Origin of the sequence: Butyrivibrio sp. INlla18, from assembly GCF_900103635.1 — a bacterium.
In the GTDB taxonomy this organism is placed as follows: Bacteria; Bacillota; Clostridia; order Lachnospirales; family Lachnospiraceae; genus Butyrivibrio.
In genome coordinates, this window is sequence record NZ_FMXK01000006.1 from 62,915 (window position 1) to 78,505 (window position 15,591).

Genomic DNA, 15,591 nt, shown 5'->3' on the forward strand with positions numbered 1-15,591 from the left:
GCGGGCTTTTTAACAGAAGAAAGAGACGATCTACCAAGCTAGCTTGGAGAGTCGTCTCTTTTTCTGTTATGGGAGCGTAGCTCCATTGACCACTTATATAAATTCCGCCCTGCGAGTCTGTAGCAAGAGCATGCGTATTAAAACAAAAGCTGCATGAGCATATAGAAAAGTATCGTTTTTTGATGAGGGCAAAACAAAACTTTACAGCAAAAATGGCATCAAAGACTCAGACAGTGTTTCAAAAACAGAATTATAAGAAAGAAATCCGGCCCTCATAAACATAGAAAAATCCTCAGAGATTCAAAAATAATATGTCCAAGAGGGTGGTGCCTCCGCCAAAGGCTATGCAGACCTGCGCGGTGCTGGCGGCCTCAGTAGTCCCAGAGGGCGCGCCCCCAAAAAACAGAAGTGGACTTAAATAAAAATGCCACATGCACGGGATAAGTGCGTGTGGCGTTTTATTATTTGTGTTTGTACAGGTAATAGGATTGGTCGTAGCCGTTGTCGTAGAAGGCGGTGTGGTAGATGAGGTTGTAATGATCGTAGATGTGCTCGGGTTCGCCTTCGCTTGAAATGACGTAAGTTGTGATACCTTCCTTGATGTAGCGTTCTTGCTCGGAGAACATTGTGGGAAGTGCGATACCGTTAGTTTGGAAGTATTCGCAGGTTGGTACTATGCCGGTTATGGTGTAGAGACCAACGTCCAGGGCTCCGACGTTTAGGAGAGTAGTGTTTGGTGCTTCTTCTATGTTAGAAGCTGCTTCTGTAAGCCAGAAAGTATCTTTATCAGTGAAGATATAGTTTGAACTCTGGGAGTTGTTCTTAGCAAATACTACGCTGAAGATGAGTGCAAGTATTCCAAGATTGTACCAGAAGTGTTCATCTGAATAATGTTCAGAAATTTTTTTGAGGAGTTTTCCAATGGCTATAAATCCAATGATCGAAAATGGCATTAGTGGAATTGAATAGTATGGAAGAGTTCCTCCGCCATAGAATATGAACATAAATGTACATAAGTACATAAATGGATACATTACTTTTCTGAGTATGATCTTTTCAGTGAAAATATTAGCTATAAAGCCTATGGCGATGAATAGGAAGTACTCAAAGTTATCAATGAAGAGCCAGTATTGTAGCTTGCATAACTTATAAAGCTTGGTTGAAAGAGTTATCTTTTCACCTGCTATGTCACTATAAAAGAACAGGTTATTAAAGATATAGCAGCGGTACCAATCATCCAATGCGCCATTAACTCCAAAGAATATGAACCATGGAATAAATGGGACCACTATACCAAGGAAGTAGATCAGCGCAGGCTTAATTGCTTTAACAAAGCCTTCTCTATAAATGATCAGGATCAGGACAATAACTCCAAAAGCAAAGTAAAAACCAAGCATGGTGTACTTGATAAGTGAAGTGATTCCAGTAAGAAGTCCTACTATAAAAATCTCTTTGTTGCTTTCTGATATCTTTTTATCCCCGGAAACTGGAAATAAAAACTTATTAAGAATATACAGGCTATAGGCAAACATTGGAAGGCAGAACTCCTCAGCAGCTCCGCCCCAATAAAAGCTCTTGGATGAATACACGCCTGCTGCTAGAAAAGGAATCAGCATATAGACGATCTTGATATTGCAGTGACGTCTGATGATCTGGAAGGAATAATAAAGAAAGAGAGTTGCTGCTATTATCTCAAAAAGAAATACGCCCTTAAAACTGTTGTTACTGATGAGATAGCAGATTCCATACAGTAAATAAAGAAAAGGACCTTTCTGATCGTAAAGGTCCCTATAGATTACCATGTGATTCATCAGTCCCTTGCCCATGGTGAAATAGCTGTTGGCATCATCCCAGTTGTTATATGGGAAAAAGAATGATGATCTGCTGGTGAATAACAGGATTGTAAAGCTTGTTGCTAAACACCAGATGAATATTAAGTTCTTTTTGCAGAAGTTCAGAATGCGCATGTTGTCAAACCTCAAGCTTAATAAGTGCACTTGATGTAAGTGGCTTTAAGAAATCAAAATTGCAGAATGTACAGATTATAAACAATACGATTATAAGAAGTACAATGAGCATAAGTTTCTTTTCTTTGTAGAGCTTCTCAGGCTTCTGAGCGGCAGAGTCGTTATCAAGTGACATTGCTGAGTAGTAAGCAAAGAGAAGGAAAATAAATGGAATGCAGAGCAAATACTCAATGCGGTATTTTACAAGGAAAACACCAAGGCAGAAGGTAGAAGCCAGTGCATAAAAGATTGAAGATGCAAGGAGCTTCTTTTCTGTGTATCTGACAAAAGACTTACGGTAGAGACCAGCAGTAGATGGATCACCGATCATCCTGTATTCTGCAAAACGCTTGGTAGCCATGAGATAAGCACCAGCCATCCAATATCCAAGAAGAATGCTTGAAGGTGGAATGGAATCAGAAGTTACAATGAACCATCCCATAAGGAGTCTAAGCATGTTATTGATAGACTCAGAGATAACATCAAAATAAACGATGTCCTTGCTACGGATAGGCTTAACGTTATAGATAACGCCCATGACCAAAAGGACGATAGATGTGTACAAAAAGAGCTTGTTTACAAGGTATGAGAAGAGAAGACCAAATACGATGAAGATGGCATATTCTACTAATACCCATTTAAGCTGCATGTTCTCTGTAACAACAGGTCTGTTCTTTTTGACAGGATGGTATTTGTCAAAAGGAGCATCAAGCCATTCATTGATGACATAGTTGGCACTGGCAATAAAACATGTGCCAAAAAAACCAAAGAAAAGATTAAGTAAATTAATATCAGTAAGGCTGTGCTCAGTCAAAAGAAGAGCAACTGCCACACCAGGCATAATAAAAAACTGTTTGATCCAATGATCTAATCTTGCAATCTTGATATACTTTTTCATTCCGAGTTCTCCTTAAATAAATGTATTCAAAGTCATATATCATGCCACATACTGCATAAAATAGCACCATATCAGTATATCATATAGCGCCATTACAGGCTACTTTTTTGCCAAAGATAATAGTAAAATGTCATAGTAAACATGAATTATAAGGAGGCCAAATGAGAGCAATAGATCTTCACACGCATTCTACCTGTTCAGATGGAACTTATTCAGTAAAAGAACTGATAGACTACGCTCATGAAAAGAATCTGGCAGCAATTGCCCTTACTGATCATGATACGGTTAAAGGTTTAGATGAAGCATTAGATTACTGCAGTAAAACTTATGATGATATGGAAGTTATCCCTGGAATAGAGTTTTCTACAGTTAATGAGGGCAAAGATGTTCATATAGTAGGTCTTTACATAGATCATCACAATAAGGAATTTGTTGATAGTCTTACAGACTTTGTGGATTCAAGAACTATAAGAAATAAAAAGATGTGTGAAAAGCTCACAAATGAAGCTGGAATTCCTATAAGCTATGAAGAATTATCAGAGTTTGCAAAGGGAGCAGTGGTTACAAGAGCTCATTTTGCAAGGCTTATCATGGACAAAGGATTTGCAAAGAGTAAGGAAGAGGTCTTTGATAGATTTATTGGAGATCATTGCAAGTACTACGTTCCTAGAGAAAAGATAAGCCCTGAGCAGGCTATTGAATGCATATTAAAGGTTGGCGGAGTACCTATTTTGGCCCATCCTGTCTTGTATCATATGAGCGATGCCAAGCTAGAGAAGCTTGTGGCAAGACTTAAAAACGCAGGACTTAAGGGAATAGAAGCAATCTATTCAACTTATACAGCAGGGGAAGAGCGCCAGATAAAAGAGCTTGCGGCAAAGTATGATCTTCTTGTAAGTGGTGGCTCTGACTTCCATGGTGCCAACAAGAAAAAGATAGATCTTGGAGTAGGCTTTGGAAAGCTCTTTGTACCTGAGGAATTACTTGGCCCAATTAAGGCTGCGTGCACTAATGAACAAGGTTGACCTTAAGAAAATTTTGTGCTTTAATGTAGTGAAGTGCTAATAATACATACATGTATTGGAGGAGGGGAACATGAGTGAAAAAAGTATTCCTTATAAGATATATTTAAGCGAGGATGAGATTCCTAAACAGTGGTATAACGTAAGGGCTGATATGAAGAATAAGCCAGCACCTCTTTTAAATCCTGCTACATTACAGCCTATGGGATTTGAGGATCTGCGCCCAGTTTTCTGCGACGAGCTTATCAAGCAGGAACTTGATGACACAACTGCTTATATCGATATTCCACAGGAGATCCGAGATTTCTACAAGATGTACAGGCCATCTCCACTTGTTAGAGCGTACTGCCTTGAGAAAGCGCTTGGAACACCGGCCAAGATCTATTACAAATTTGAAGGTAATAATACAAGCGGAAGCCACAAGCTTAATTCAGCTATTGTTCAGGCTTATTATGCCAAGAAGCAGGGCCTTAAGGGCGTTACGACAGAGACTGGCGCAGGTCAGTGGGGAACAGCTCTTTCTATGGCATCAGCTTATCTTGGAATTGATTGTAAGGTATACATGGTAAAGGTTTCCTACGAGCAGAAGCCATTTAGACGTGAGGTTATGCGTACCTATGGAGCTAGTGTTACACCTTCACCATCAATGGAAACTGAGATCGGTAAAAAGATAAATGCAGAGCATCCTGGAACTACAGGAAGCCTTGGATGTGCAATTTCTGAAGCTGTAGAAGTTGCAACTAAGACAGAAGGCTACAGATATGTTCTTGGTAGCGTCCTTAATCAGGTTCTTTTACATCAGACTGTTATTGGACTTGAGGCTAAGGCTGCACTTGATAAATATGGAGTTACTCCGGACATCATCATTGGATGTGCCGGCGGCGGATCAAACCTTGGTGGACTTATTTCTCCATTTATGGGTGAGAAACTTAGAGGAGAGAAGGACTACAGGATCGTCGCTGTTGAGCCAGCAAGCTGCCCAAGCTTTACAAGAGGTAAATTTGCATATGACTTCTGCGATACTGGAATGGTATGTCCTCTTGCCAAGATGTACACACTTGGAAGCAACTTCATTCCTTCAGCAAACCACGCAGGAGGACTTCGTTATCACGGCATGAGTCCAATTCTTTCACAGCTTTATCATGATGGATATATGGAGGCTAGATCTGTTGAGCAGACAGCAGTATTTGAGGCTGCTGAGCAGTTTGCAAGAGTTGAAGGTATCCTTCCAGCTCCAGAGAGTAGCCACGCTATCAGAGCTGCAATTGATGAGGCATTAAAGTGCAAAGAAACTGGCGAAGAAAAGACAATCCTCTTTGGACTTACTGGAACTGGCTATTTTGATATGGTTGCTTATCAGAAGTTCAATGACGGAGAAATGACAGATTACATTCCTACAGACGATGAGCTTAACAAGAGTTTTGCTACATTGCCTAAGGTAGAGATTTGAGAGGAAGATTTATGAATATAGTATGTTTAGACCTTGAAGGGGTACTTGTACCAGAAATCTGGATTGCTTTTTCTGAGGCTTCAGGAATTCCTGAGCTCAAAAAGACAACTCGTGACGAACCTGATTATGACAAGCTCATGAGATGGAGACTTGGAATCTTAAAAGAGCACGGACTTGGACTCAAGGAGATTCAGGAGACTATTGCGAAGATCGATCCACTTCCTGGAGCAAAAGAGTTTTTGGATGAGCTTAGAAGCATGACTCAGGTCATTATCATAAGTGATACCTTTACACAGTTTGCAACTCCACTTATGGAGAAGCTTGGATGGCCTACAATATTCTGTAATAGCCTTGAAGTAGCAGATAGCGGCGAGATTACAGGCTTTAAGATGAGAATAGAAAATTCTAAGCTTACTACAGTTAAGGCCCTTCAGTCTATTGGATATGATACTATCGCAAGTGGAGACAGCTACAATGATCTAGCTATGATAAAGGCTAGTAAGGCTGGATTCTTATTTAAGTCAACAGATAAGATCAAGGCTGATAATCCAGAGCTTCCAGCATTTGAAGAGTATAGTGAACTTTTAGAAGCAATCAAAAAGAATTTAGATTAAATATTTTATTTTTATGCAAATAAAAGCACCGCCACTGGGAACCTGCCTCAGTGACGGTGCTTTATTTGTTTTCATTAAGGATATTCATGTTTTTTCTCCTTTGACTATTTTATCGGTGGAACTAGCAAGAATATTATAGTTTCAAAGATTAAAAGGTATTAAAAGTTTATTAAATATAAACGCTATAACGTGAATATACATTCCAATATAGTATAATTCATTATCTCGATAAAAAAATAGAAATAAAAAATGTAGCTGGTGAATGTGTCTAATGTACAAATGGAGGCAAGTTATGGCTAAGAAGGATCCCCAGAACGTATCTAACAAATCCGGCATAAAAATGCAGGATAGTATCAAGACTAAGCTCATTTCAATCATGGTACTGGTAGCGGCTGTTCCGCTTATTATTGCAGTACTTATCAGTTATTTTACATCCACCAATAAGGCTAGAAATGATGCATTAGATTTATTGGCGTCTCAGGCAAGAGCAGTAGAACTTGATTATTCTAATGTTATAAATCAAAATATTGTAGCTCTTTTGACCTTTGCTAGTTCTCCTAGCACTAGAGAGTATATGGCTACTAGAGGGACCCCAGATCAGAGAATTACTGATGAAGATATTTGGGCTGAGTTTGATAAGATGAATGCTAATATCAATGACGGCAACACCAGTATTTCTATGTGTATTCCTACCGGTGATCAGATCATCAGAGCTGATAAAAAAGAAGGATCTAATATTGGTGACAGAGATTACTTCCAGCAGTGTATTTCTACAGGTAAGCCTGTAGTTTCAAATATCGTTACTGCTAAAACAACAGGAAACCGTGTAACTAATATTATTGTTCCTATCTATAATGAAGCTGGAACAGAGATCATTGGTACAGTTCATAGAACCTATAACCTTGCAAATCTCCATAATTTCCTGGCAGAAAATGTTGATGATGGCTACATTGTTGATAGAGATGGTATAGTAGTTGCTCATGCTCAGTTTGAGATTTCTGCTGATGATGAGCCACGTGATATGAGTAGTGCTGAATATATGTCATCCTCTGAGTCTAGCGGACTTGTTGAGATGACATTTGATGGTCAGCTAACATATAGCTCATGGATAAAAGAACCTGTATCTGGTTTTATTGTTTGTGTTTCAGCCAAAGAATCTGATATCATGGCTGAGGCAATCCGTTCTGCAATGATAGTAGTCATCATAGGAGTTGTATTGGTAATTGTTGCAGTCATTATATCTATCATCATGGCTAAGAGCTTCACGGATCCAGTTAAGGCTGTTAATGAATCTCTTGCGGCTCTGGCTGATGGTAGATTTTCTATGGTCGAAAAATTTGACAAGAGGAAAGATGAATTTGGAGCTATTTCAAAAGCCACTAATTCAGTTATTCAGACCCTTGATGACATAGTTACTAATATAAAACGTTCTGCAAGTGATGTTGGTAATTCTTCTGAAGAGCTTTCAGATATGGCAAATCAGATATCGCAAACTGCAGAAGATGTTTCAAATGCTGTACAGGAGATCGCATCTGGTGCAACCCAGCAGGCTGACGAGATTCAGCAGGCTTCTGAGAATGTAGGAAGGATTGGTGAGGCAGTAGGAGATGTACAGAATTCTACAGGCAGTCTTTCTGATCTTGCTGGCAAGATGAAGGAAGCTTCTGAAGTATCAAGTAAATCGCTTACATCTCTTCAGGAATCCTCTGCAGAGATGACAGCTAAGATTGATGATATCGCTAGTACTATTCAGGCTACTAAGGACGCTGTTAATACTATTAGTGAAAAGGTAGAAGGCATCACATCTATTGCAACACAGACTAACCTTCTTTCTCTTAACGCTTCTATTGAGGCTGCAAGAGCCGGTGAAGCAGGTAAGGGATTTGCCGTTGTTGCTGAAGAGATTGGCAAGCTTGCTGATGACTCTAAGGACATGGCAGATGATATCAGGAAAGAAATGGAAGTACTTCTTGAACAGTCTGAAGCAGCAGTTGCAGCAGCTGATGAAGTCAAGAAGGGCAATAACGATCAGCAGATTGCTCTTGGTGAAACTCTTGAAGCAGTCAATGGAATGCTTACAGATATCAGTAGCACAGTAGGCGGCGTTCAGCAGATCTCTGAAGGCGCTGATACCTGCGAAACATCCAAGAACGCAGTAGTAGATACAATGAGTGCACTTTCAGCTATATCAGAAGAAAATGCAGCTTCTTCAGAGGAAACAGGAGCTTCAATGCAGGAGCTTTCTGCAACAGTTACAACACTTGCTGGATCTGCAAACAATCTTAAAGGTATTGCTGAGAAACTCAATAAGGATATGGAATTCTTCAAATCATAAGTTTATTTTTCCTTAAAGTATTATATAGGAATTGAAAAAGGACGTCTCCGCACCCTTCCCATAAGCGGAGGCGTCTTTTTTATATCTTTTTTAGAAATACTTTATATTTATTTTAGAAAGTTTTCAAATGAAATATAAACTATTTTAGAAAAGAGGTCGATAATAATATTAAAGTTGTTGATCGATTAAAATTCTTTATATCAGGCAACTTTACTCAAAATTTAATAACATGGAGGGGATTAAGATGGCTCATAATGAGGCACAAAGCGGTACAAAAGGGGAAAGGAAAGTCAGCTTTAAAGACAGTATCAAAACAAGGCTTATTTTTGTTATGGTACTTGTAGCTGCAATCCCACTTACAGTTGCAGTGATAGTAAGTTATATCACTTCTACAAACAAAGCTATGGAGGATGCTCAGACTGCTCTCGAATGGCAGGCTAGATACATCGAAGATAACTTTAAAGGTGTATACGATGCAAACATGAACATGATAAGGAGTATAGCTGGAAACCCAACTATCATTAACTATGTAAAGGGTGAAGCAGGTATTCCTGAAGATGCCATCATTGCAACACTTGCTGAATGCGACGAAGTTCTAGCAGATGGCGACACAACAGTTATTACAGGTCCTGATGGTAAGCAGATTGCCAGAGCAAAAGGCGACCTAGTAGACGTATCTGAAAGAGAATATTTCAAGAAGGCAATAGCCGGAGAAGTATTCGTATCTAACGTTCAGGTTAGTAAAACAACCGGAAAACGTATCATTACATTTGCATGTCCAATCAAAGATGGCGATAAGATAATCGGCATCGTTCAAAGAAACTATGATCTTAACAATTTCCACGAAATGCTTGCATCTGAATCAGAGGATGCGTTCCTTGTAGATAGAGAAGGAACAATTGCGGCACACGCTCAGTATGAGATCGGCGAAGGCGCTCATGAAGAAGAGAGCAGAGCAAATTCTGAGTTCATGACATCTGGTCTTGATAAAGGCTTTTATTATGTGGATACAGGTAGAGGCTACAATGCTTATGTTGCTTATGAAAAAGAGCTTCAGTCAGGCTATTGCATCTGTACAGCAACTAATGACAAGCAGGTTCTTGCGTCAGCAAGGAGCGCGGCTCTTATTGTTGTCATCGTTGGAATTGTACTTCTTGGAGTTGCAATTGCAATCTCATTCATGATGGCAAAGAGCTTTACAGAGCCTATTAAGGCAGTTGGAAGCTCACTTAGAGATCTTGCAGATGGTAGATTTACACTTGTTGAAAAACATGATGAAAGAAAAGATGAATTTGGTGAGATTTCAAAAGACACAAACTCAGTAATCAATGCACTTAACGATATCGTTACTAGCATCAAAGCTTCTGCAAATGAAGTTGGCATGTCTTCTGAAAATCTTTCAGATATGGCTAATCAGATCTCACAGACAGCAGAAGACGTATCAAATGCAGTACAGGAAATTGCATCTGGTGCAACACAGCAGGCAGAAGAGATTCAGCATGCATCTGAAAATGTTGGCAGGATCGGTGATGCCGTTGGCGATGTTCAGAATTCAACAGGAAGCCTTTCAGATCTTGCAAATCAGATGAAAGAAGCTTCTGAAGTATCAAGTAAATCACTCGCTTCTCTACAGGATTCTTCATCTGAAATGACGGAAAAGATTGATGAGATCTCAAAGACAATTCAGTCAACTCAGGAAGCTGTTAACAATATCAGTGATAAGGTAGAAGGCATTACATCTATTGCAACTCAAACAAATCTTCTTTCACTTAATGCTTCAATCGAGGCAGCAAGAGCTGGTGAAGCTGGTAAGGGATTTGCAGTTGTAGCTGAAGAGATTGGTAAACTTGCAGAAGATTCCAAGCAGATGGCTGATGACATCAGAAAAGAGATGGATATCCTTCTTGAACAGAGTAAGGCAGCGGTTGGAGCAGCAGAGGATGTTAAGCAGGGTAACAACGATCAGCAGGTAGCTCTTGGTGAGACACTCCAGGCAGTAAATGGAATGCTTGCTAATATCGGAAGCACAGTAGGAGGCGTTCAGCTTATTTCAGAAGGCGCAGATACATGCGAAACTTCCAAGAATGCAGTAGTAGATACTATGAGTGCTCTTTCAGCTATTTCAGAAGAAAATGCAGCTTCTTCAGAAGAGACAGGCGCATCAATGCAGGAACTTTCAGCAACAGTTACCACACTTGCTGAATCAGCAAATAGCCTTAAGGCAATTGCTGATAAACTCAATCAGGATATGCAGTTCTTTAAAGATTAAAAACAAATAATAGAAAAGTATCACAAAGCCAGATACCGTCACTATCAATTGAATAGTGACGGTATTTTCTTTTTATTATAAACAATTATTATTAAATATTTATTAAACATGTACGGAATAACGCACATTTATGCTATGGAGTAGTATAATTTTATATACGGAGTTGTTTATACAATTTAGTAAGTTTTATTCATGTTATTTAAGGAGAATTAATACTATGGGAAAAAAGGAACCTAAAGACAACAACGCAAAAAATTTCGGCTTAAACAGTGTAAAAGCCAAGCTTGTTTTGGTAATGGTATTGGTTGTTACAATACCTCTTGTGATCACTATGCTAATCAACTTCAATAGTTCCATCAGCAAAGGTCTTGCGGATGCTGAGACAACTAATTCAAAGCAGTGCGCTATTGTTGAAGGGGCATTTATGGAAGAGATCAACCAGATGCTCAGAACTTTAGAGGCTGTGTCTGAATCTCCATATACTATTGAATATGTTAAAAATCCATCTACCAGAAATGAAAGTGAGATGATCGCTTTCCTTCAGAAGGTAAATACTCCATATAATGATGGAAATGCTCTTGTTATATCTGATTCTACAGGTCAGCAGCTTGTAAGAGATGATGGAAATAAGCTTTCTGATATTCATGAGAGAGAGTATTTCCAGGAAGCGATGAAGGGAAAAAATTATATTTCAAATATCCTTGTATCAAAGGCTACAGGATCAAGAATTATCATTCCTGTTGCTCCTGTTTATGATTATGGTTATTCAACACCAATTGGTATAGTACAGAGAAGTTATGATCTGTCTGTATTACACAAGCTTCTTAAGGAAAATATTGGTAATGACCAAAGAGCGTTCATTACAGATAAATCTGGTATCGTAATTGCTCATTCTGATTATGAGATCAGTGCAGAAGATGAAGCTGATGATAGAAGTGACAGAGATTTCTTTAAGATGGCTCAGAGTAGCAGCTCAGGTACATATGTAACTGGTAAGGGCTCTGATAAACAGATCGTATCATATCAGCAGGAACCAACTACTGGTTGGATCGTAGTAGTATCATCAAACTATGACAAGACACTTGCATCTGCTAAGAGAAGCGCAAATATTGGTGTTGGAATTGCTGTGATCATGGCAATCGTAGCTGTAATTGCATCCTTTGCAATGGCTAACTCCTTTACAGGACCTATCCGTGAGATCAATGGTGCTCTTAGCCATTTGGCAAGCGGTGAGTTCGTATCGATCGAAAAGTTCCAGAATAGAAAAGATGAGTTTGGCGAGATGATCGCAAATACAAATTCAGTTTTGGATGTACTTAGTGGAATAGTAACAAATATCAAAGAATCAGCCGTTTCAGTACATAATTCATCTGAAGAACTTGCTGATGCTGCAAGCCAGATCTCACAGACTGCAGATGATGTATCAAATGCAGTACAGGAAATTGCATCTGGTGCTACACAGCAGGCTGATGAGATTCAGAGTGTTACAGAATCTGTTGGTGATATTGATGTAGCTACTGGTAACGTTCAGTCCAGCACAGATGATCTTTCAAATCTTGCAACCAGAATGCAGGAAGTTAGTACAGAATCTGCACAGTCTCTTGCAGATCTCCAGAGAAGTTCAGAGGCTATGAGCGAGAATATCGTTCAGATCACTGAAAAGATTGGAGCAACAAGTAAGGCTGTTGAGAATATCAATGAGAAGGTTGAAGGTATCACATCAATTGCAACTCAGACAAACCTTCTTTCACTTAATGCTTCAATCGAGGCTGCTAGAGCTGGTGAAGCTGGTAAGGGATTTGCAGTTGTTGCCGGTGAGATTGGTAAGCTTGCTGAAGATTCAAGGCAGATGGCTGATGATATCAGAAAAGAGATGGATGTTCTTTTGGCAGAGTCACAGTCAGCAGTTCAGATGGCAGCTGATGTTAAGAAGGGCAATGACGAACAGCAGGAGGTGCTTGGAAATACAGTGCAGAGCGTAAATGCTATGATCGGAGATATTACTTCTACAGTATCAAGTGTAAAGAGTATCGAGACAGATGCAGGAACCTGTGTAAGTGCCAAGAACGTTGTATCAGATGCTATGAGTTCTCTTTCAGCTATTTCAGAAGAAAATGCTGCTTCTTCAGAGGAGACAGGAGCATCAATGCAGGAGCTTTCTGCTACAGTTACAACACTTGCTGGATCAGCTAATTCCCTTAAGGGTATCGCTGATAAGTTAAGTTCAGATATGGAGTTCTTCAAATAAATAATATGAATTGAATAATAAAAGAGGCGCTTTAGCATTTGCTAAAGCGCCTTTTATGTTGACTAAATATTATGCAAGTTCTTTGCCTGTAAGAAGCTTATAAGCTTCAAGATACTTAGCAATTGTCTTGTCAATCACATCCTGTGGAAGATTGTAATCACAATCTGGATTAGCTTTTAAGTAGTTACGAACGAACTGTTTGTCAAATGATGGCTGATCATGACCTTCTTCGTATCCTTCAACTGGCCAGAATCTTGAGCTGTCAGGTGTGAGCATTTCATCTGCAAGAACTACGTTACCATTCTCATCTACACCAAACTCGAACTTTGTATCAGCAATGATGATGCCACGAGTGAGAGCGTAGTCTGCACATTTTTTGTAAAGAGCGATAGTATAATCTCTGATCTTTGTAGCGTAATCAAGTCCGTGACCTGGGAAAGCTTTCTCAAGTACTTCAACGCTTCTGTCAAAATCGATATTCTCATCGTGATCACCAATCTCTGCCTTTGTGCTAGGAGTGTAGATTGGTTCAGGGAGCTTACCGCATTCCTTGAGACCTTCTGGAAGCTTGATACCACAAACTGTTCCGTTTTCTACATAGCTCTTCCAGCCACTTCCTGTAATATAACCACGAACAATACATTCAACAGGAATCATCGTAAGCTTTTTGCAAAGCATACTGTTACCAGTAAATTCTGGAGTTCTAAAATACTCTGGCATATCAGCTGTATCAACGCTGATCATGTGGTTGTTTACGATATCCTTTGTAAGATCAAACCAAAACTTGGACATCTGTGTAAGAACTGCACCTTTTTTTACAACTTTGTTTTTAAGAATGACATCAAACGCTGAAATTCTATCAGTTGCTACCATGATGAGATTTTCCCCGATGTCGTAGATTTCTCTGACCTTTCCCTCTTTTACCGGACTAAATTCCTGCATAATATGCTCCTCCTTAAATGGGTTGAATATATTTATATCAGCTTGGCTGATATTAACGTGGTTACTATATTGATGGCGTGAGGATCAGTCATCCTCTTCTTCGTCAGCAGCAGTGTTGTATACTGTACGCTTTCTAGCCATTTCATCATTTTCAAGGTACTCATCATATGTTGAACGCTTATCAATAAGTGTTCCGTCTGGAAGGATTTCCATGATCCTGTTAGCTGTTGTCTGTACGACCTGATGGTCACGGCAGGCAAAGAGCTCAACACCTGGGAATTTGATCATTCCGTCGTTAAGAGCGGAGATAGATTCCATATCAAGGTGGTTTGTAGGTTCATCAAAGATAAGACAGTTAGCACCGCTTATCATCATCTTGGAGAGAAGGCATCTAACCTTTTCACCTCCGGATAAGACTTTAACTTTCTTGACACCATCTTCACCTGCAAAGAGCATACGTCCAAGGAAGCCTCTTACATAAGTTGCATCCTTGATCACAGAATAACCTGTAAGCCATTCTGTGATAGTGTAGTCATTGTCGAATTCCTTGGTGTTGTCCTTAGGGAAGTAAGCCTGAGATGTTGTAACACCCCACTTGTATGTTCCTTCGTCTGGCTCAATCTCGCCTGTAAGGATCTGGAAGAGAGTAGTCTTTGCAAGCTCGTTACCGCCTACAAATGCGATCTTATCATCTCTCTGAACTACGAATGATATATTATCTAATACCTTTTCACCGTTAACAGTCTTGGAAATTCCGTCAACTGTAAGAACTTCATTACCAATTTCACGATCTGGTCTAAAGTCGATGTATGGGTACTTTCTGCTTGATGGCTTAATAGTATCAAGCTCGATCTTTTCAAGGGCTTTCTTTCTGGAAGTAGCCTGCTTACTCTTACTTGCGTTAGCAGAGAAACGAGCGATGAACTCTTTAAGTTCCTTGATCTGTTCCTCTTTCTTTTTGTTGGCTTCCTTCATCTGGCGGATCATAAGCTGAGATGATTCATACCAGAAGTCGTAGTTACCAGCATAGAGCTGAATCTTGCCATAATCGATATCTGCGATGTATGTACATACCTTGTTGAGGAAGTAACGGTCATGGGATACGACGATGACTGTGTTTTCAAAGTTGATGAGGAACTCCTCAAGCCATGCGATAGCATCAAGATCAAGGTGGTTTGTAGGCTCATCCAGAAGAAGTATATCAGGATTACCAAAGAGTGCTCTTGCAAGAAGAACCTTAACCTTCTGTGCACCATCAAGCTCCTTCATAAGCTTGTAGTGGAACTCAGTGTCAATTCCAAGTCCGTTAAGAAGGCTTTCAGCATCTGACTCAGCTTCCCATCCGTTCATCTCAGCAAATTCAGCCTCAAGCTCACTTGCTCTGATTCCATCTTCGTCAGTGAAATCTTCCTTGGCATAGATAGCGTCTTTTTCATTTTTTACTTCGAAAAGACGAGCGTTACCAGCCATAACTGTATCTAAAACTACGTTGTCATCATATTTGAAGTGGTCCTGTTCGAGGAAGGAGAGTCTCTCTCCGTCAGAGATAACTACATCACCGTTTGTAGTCTCGATCTGACCTGAAAGGATCTTGAGGAATGTAGATTTACCAGCGCCGTTAGCACCGATGATTCCATAGCAGTTACCTGCTGTAAACTTAATGTTGACGTCTTCAAAAAGAGCCTTTTTACCAACTCTCAGTGTTACGTTATTAGCACTTATCATTAAAATAGCCTCACTTAAAATAAATCAATAAAATATTCTCTTTGCAACAGTTCGTATTATATGAGAATCTACTATAAAATGC

Annotated in this window: 10 protein-coding genes; 6 read left to right on the forward strand and 4 right to left on the reverse strand. The window is 39.6% G+C overall.

The genetic code is table 11. From position 1 onward, the window contains the following. Positions 1-461: 461 nt before the first annotated feature. Positions 462-1,967, reverse strand: coding sequence for a glycosyltransferase family 39 protein (locus tag BLS24_RS04435; protein WP_091756521.1), 1,506 nt, complete (start codon positions 1,965-1,967; stop codon positions 462-464). Positions 1,968-1,971: 4 nt separating this feature from the next. Continuing rightward, the gene (locus tag BLS24_RS04440; RefSeq protein WP_091756523.1) at positions 1,972-2,904 is read right to left on the reverse strand and encodes a UbiA prenyltransferase family protein; all 933 of its coding nucleotides are present in this window, start codon (positions 2,902-2,904) and stop codon (positions 1,972-1,974) included. Between the two features lie 161 nt (positions 2,905-3,065). Here BLS24_RS04440 and BLS24_RS04445 point away from each other — a divergent pair, with 161 nt between their 5' ends. The 6 genes from BLS24_RS04445 (at position 3,066) to BLS24_RS04470 (ending at position 12,842) form a co-directional block, all read left to right on the forward strand. Then, a complete protein-coding gene (locus BLS24_RS04445; RefSeq protein ID WP_091756525.1) occupies positions 3,066-3,929 on the forward strand; it encodes a PHP domain-containing protein in 864 nt (287 codons plus the stop codon). 70 nt (positions 3,930-3,999) lie between these two features. Continuing rightward, positions 4,000-5,376 (forward strand): TrpB-like pyridoxal phosphate-dependent enzyme, encoded by a 1,377-nt coding sequence (locus BLS24_RS04450; RefSeq protein ID WP_091756527.1) that lies wholly within the window; start codon positions 4,000-4,002, stop codon positions 5,374-5,376. An 11-nt stretch (positions 5,377-5,387) separates the two neighbouring features. Continuing rightward, a complete protein-coding gene (thrH, locus tag BLS24_RS04455; RefSeq protein ID WP_091756529.1) occupies positions 5,388-5,990 on the forward strand; it encodes a bifunctional phosphoserine phosphatase/homoserine phosphotransferase ThrH in 603 nt (200 codons plus the stop codon). Between the two features lie 292 nt (positions 5,991-6,282). Then, entirely contained in the window at positions 6,283-8,325 is a 2,043-nt protein-coding gene (locus BLS24_RS04460) for a methyl-accepting chemotaxis protein (RefSeq protein WP_091756531.1), read from the forward strand. Positions 8,326-8,569: 244 nt separating this feature from the next. Continuing rightward, the gene (locus tag BLS24_RS04465) at positions 8,570-10,594 is read left to right on the forward strand and encodes a methyl-accepting chemotaxis protein (protein WP_091756534.1); all 2,025 of its coding nucleotides are present in this window, start codon (positions 8,570-8,572) and stop codon (positions 10,592-10,594) included. Positions 10,595-10,811: 217 nt separating this feature from the next. Beyond that, positions 10,812-12,842 (forward strand): methyl-accepting chemotaxis protein, encoded by a 2,031-nt coding sequence (locus BLS24_RS04470; RefSeq protein WP_091756536.1) that lies wholly within the window; start codon positions 10,812-10,814, stop codon positions 12,840-12,842. A 69-nt stretch (positions 12,843-12,911) separates the two neighbouring features. Here the strand turns inward: BLS24_RS04470 and BLS24_RS04475 are convergent, their stop codons facing one another. Further along, on the reverse strand, positions 12,912-13,784 hold the full coding sequence (locus BLS24_RS04475; RefSeq protein ID WP_091756539.1) for a phosphoribosylaminoimidazolesuccinocarboxamide synthase: 873 nt from the start codon (positions 13,782-13,784) through the stop codon (positions 12,912-12,914). A gap of 84 nt (positions 13,785-13,868) precedes the next feature. After that, positions 13,869-15,509, reverse strand: a complete 1,641-nt coding sequence (locus BLS24_RS04480; RefSeq protein WP_091756540.1) for an ABC-F family ATP-binding cassette domain-containing protein — start codon at positions 15,507-15,509, stop codon at positions 13,869-13,871. Positions 15,510-15,591 lie beyond the last annotated feature (82 nt).